The sequence below is a fragment of the Clostridium sp. UBA5988 genome, from assembly GCF_002435615.1.
Classification (GTDB): domain Bacteria; phylum Bacillota; class Clostridia; order Clostridiales; family Clostridiaceae; genus Clostridium_J; species Clostridium_J sulfidigenes.
Genome location: NZ_DJBA01000074.1, coordinates 1 through 3,155, shown reverse-complemented (window position 1 = coordinate 3,155; position 3,155 = coordinate 1). Strand labels below are relative to the sequence as shown.

Here is a 3,155-nt window from a genome sequence, read left to right as displayed (position 1 = left end):
GAGGGAGTTTTTACTCCCTCTGAAGGTTATAAATCGTTATCCAGGGTCGTAGCCGCTCTTTACTCCCACTTTGAAGAAGATGGGAGTATTAGAGCGGGTAGTCATCGGATAAATTCTCTCCCAAATTTATCACTTTAATCAACTACAGAGCCAATTCTTTTAAAAGATTTTATAATATAAAATATCACATTAAATAAATTAAGATTTATTTAATGTGATGTTTACTTTAAGTTAATAATATTATATTCTTATAAGTTTATTCAAAAGCAATTTCTAATATATTATAGATATCATCTCTTTTTAAAGGTTTAAGTGTTCCAAGAGGTGCAAGGATTGCTGCATTATCAGCTATAAAATCTAGTTCTTCTCTCTTAACTCCCACTTCTTTTAAAGTTATAGGTGCTCCTATCTCCTTATAGAAATCTCTCAGAGCCTCAATCCCTTTTAGGGCCTTTTCGTCATCACTACCTTCATTTATAGTAAATACATGGCTTGCAAATTTCGCAAACTTCTTAACATCTTCTTTATAAACATATTTCATCCATGCAGGCATTATAATAGCAAGACCTGAACCATGGGCAATATCATTAAGTACTGAAAGAGAATGTTCTATAGAATGAGATGCCCAGTCACCTTTTCTACCTACTCCATTCAATCCATTCAAAGCTAAAGTTGCTGCAAAAGCAAGTTCACTTCTTGATTTATAATTATTGCTATCTTTTAATAATTCTCTAGTATGTGTAATTACAGTTCTTATAATACCTTCTGAAAGTTCATCAAGCATATCTGTACTTTCTGTTCCACCATAATAAGCTTCAAATACGTGACTTATAGCATCTATTGCTCCATTAGCCGTTTGATTGGAGGGAAGAGATCTTTGAACTGATGGATCTAAAATAGATACTTTAGGATATAATAAAGGTGAACCAAAGCTCCATTTTTTACCTTCATCTTCATTAGTTACTACTCCACCTGAATTCATCTCAGATCCTGTTGCTGAAAGAGTCAACACAGTAAATAGTGGTAATGCTTTTTCAACTCTTCCTTTACCTTCAAAGAATTCCCATACATTGCCTTCACAGCATACTCCTGCGGCTATAGCTTTAGAGGAATCTATTACACTTCCTCCACCTACAGCTAAAACTCCATCTACATTATTTTCTTTAGCTAGCTTTATGCCTTCTTGAACCTTTGATAATACTGGATTAGGCTTAACTCCTGATAATTGGATAAACTCTATATCATTCTTCTTTAAAGACTCTACTACAGTATCATAAACTCCATTTTTCATTATTGAGCCTTTCCCATATACTATTAATACCTTCTTAACTTCATATTTAACTAAATGTTCTCCTATAGTTTCTATAGTATTTTCTCCAAATACTAATTTAGTTGGATTGTAAAGTGTAAAATTTAACATATGCTTTCCTCCTCTTATACTTATATTATTTGTAACAAACCTTTTTTTATTTAATTCTATCTTTAATTTAATTTTATATAATAAAGCTTATGTAATTTTTTCTATATTTATCATATTATCATAATATTCTATAAAACTCCACAAGAATTTCGTGTATCGAAATTTTAATTTTTCGCAAAGTTTTATACTCTTAAATATTGATTTTATTTTTTAACATTGATATACTAAAAACATAATTTATGGTGATGGAGTTCACCTTAACCGCAATTGCTAATGACTCCTACAGACAACGCTATAAGTATGTCTGTAGGAGATTTTTATGTGTAAAATAACTAAATTATTAACACAAAATAATTTCCTTCAATATTTTGTGTTAATAATTTATGGTCTTAATCTTGGCATTGTAAAACTTTAATTTAAAAGGAGGGCTATTTTATGGCTACAAGTATAGCAATTATTATATTACTTGCTATTGTTTCTAACTTTATATTTGAAAAAATTAAACTTCCTGGGCTTTTAGGTATGTTAATTTTAGGAATCACTATAGGTCCCTATGGATTTAATTTGATTCATGGAGATTTGCTAAATATCTCTTCTGATTTGCGTAAAATAGCACTTATTGTTATCTTATTAAGAGCTGGTATGGGTATAAAAACATCCGATTTAAAGAAAATTGGAAAACCTGCAATAAAAATGAGTTGTATACCTGGAACATTAGAAGGTTTTTTTATAGCCTTTATTTCTACGAAATTACTTGGATTCACCTTTATCCAGGGAGGAATCCTTGGATTTATAATTGCTGCCGTATCTCCTGCTGTAGTCGTACCTCAAATGATTAGCCTTATAGATAATAAAATTGGTACTAAGAAGAGCATCCCTACTTTAATATTAGCTGGTGCTTCTATTGATGATGTATTTGCAATTACAATATTAACTAGCTTTCTTGCCTTATATTCTGGTAAGAACGTTAATATCGCTTCCCAACTTTTACAAATACCACTTTCCATAATATTAGGAATAGGACTAGGATTAATATTAGGCTTTGCAATTATATATTTATTTAAAAAGTGTAGTATTAACGATGTAAAAAAGATACTAATTGTGCTAGCTATTTCTATACTTTTAACTACCTTAGAAACTATCTATAAAGATAAATTATTAATTGCAAGTCTTTTAGGTGTTATGACTATTGGCTTTGTTCTTACTGAGAAACTTCCTAAGGTTACTGCTCCCCTTTCTCAAGGACTTAATAAATTATGGATATTTGCAGAAATTCTACTCTTTGTTTTAGTGGGCGCTCAAGTAAATATATCTGTAGCATTCACCTCAGGCGCAATAGGTATAATAATTATTTTTATAGGACTAGTAGGTAGAAGCATTGGAGTTATAATTTCACTTATAGGTACTAATTTAAACGTAAAGGAAAGGATTTTCTGTGTCATCTCTTATATTCCTAAAGCTACAGTTCAAGCAGCCATGGGGGCCTTACCTCTATCTCTAGGTGTTGTATCTGGAGATTTAATTCTAGCAATATCTGTATTATCCATTTTAATAACTGCACCTTTAGGCGCTATTGGAATAAAGGTTTCAAGTAAATCCTTATTACACGTTGAGAACTAAAATGTAATAATACATAATATAGGACTATTTCTTTCAAAATAAATAGTCCTATATTCTATCAAATGAAATGATTTCAAAAAATTCACTTCTTACTGTGTCAACGATTTTTGACTTT

At 30.5% G+C, this 3,155-nt stretch carries 2 protein-coding genes and 1 riboswitch; of the genes, one reads left to right on the top strand and one right to left on the bottom strand.

The annotated features are described in order from the left end of the window. Positions 1-256: 256 nt before the first annotated feature. The gene (locus tag B3J31_RS15460; RefSeq protein WP_346867918.1) at positions 257-1,420 is read right to left on the bottom strand and encodes an iron-containing alcohol dehydrogenase; all 1,164 of its coding nucleotides are present in this window, start codon (positions 1,418-1,420) and stop codon (positions 257-259) included. A gap of 232 nt (positions 1,421-1,652) precedes the next feature. After that, a riboswitch (Fluoride riboswitch) is annotated at positions 1,653-1,710 on the top strand. Between the two features lie 145 nt (positions 1,711-1,855). Here B3J31_RS15460 and B3J31_RS15455 point away from each other — a divergent pair. Beyond that, entirely contained in the window at positions 1,856-3,040 is a 1,185-nt protein-coding gene (locus tag B3J31_RS15455; protein ID WP_346867919.1) for a cation:proton antiporter, read from the top strand. The last annotated feature ends 115 nt before the right edge of the window (positions 3,041-3,155 follow it).

What these genes read in the sequence shown, in the direction of transcription:
- B3J31_RS15460 (WP_346867918.1), bottom strand. Translation starts at nt 1,420, where the DNA reads ATGTTAAATTTTACACTTTACAATCCAACTAAATTAGTATTTGGAGAA.
- B3J31_RS15455 (WP_346867919.1), top strand. Translation starts at nt 1,856, where the DNA reads ATGGCTACAAGTATAGCAATTATTATATTACTTGCTATTGTTTCTAAC.